Source organism: Paraburkholderia piptadeniae (assembly GCF_900007165.1).
GTDB lineage: Bacteria > Pseudomonadota > Gammaproteobacteria > Burkholderiales > Burkholderiaceae > Paraburkholderia > Paraburkholderia piptadeniae.
The window spans coordinates 1-290 of sequence record NZ_CYGY02000047.1; the positions used below are offsets into that span (position 1 = coordinate 1).

The following is a 290-nucleotide window of genomic DNA, read 5'->3' on the forward strand; positions in this document are numbered from 1 at the left end:
GAAAGAGCGCCACGTGCTGACGGTCATAGTAGGAACGCCATATTTTCGTTTCGAGTGTCCCCGTCGCGATGGGATCGAAGCGGCTCAGGTCACGGTGCAACGGCCAGAAGAGATCGGCGGCGGCATAGCCGATCAGAACGACAAGCAGGGCCAGGATCATCCGTCGCCAGCGTCCTGGTCCGGCTGCAAGGATCACGCGGTGCCGCAGGCCGTGGCTGCGGGCGTGCCCGGTTGTGTTCATGTCGAATAGCGCCGATATCGAACGTGCGTGGAACCCTCTATTTCACTAC

At 61.0% G+C, this 290-nt stretch carries 1 pseudogene; it reads right to left on the reverse strand.

Annotation, left to right across the window (positions count from 1 at the left end):
• Positions 1–241, reverse strand: a pseudogene (locus BN2476_RS24050) (hypothetical protein); the annotation flags it as partial.
• Between the last annotated feature and the right edge of the window lie 49 nt (positions 242–290).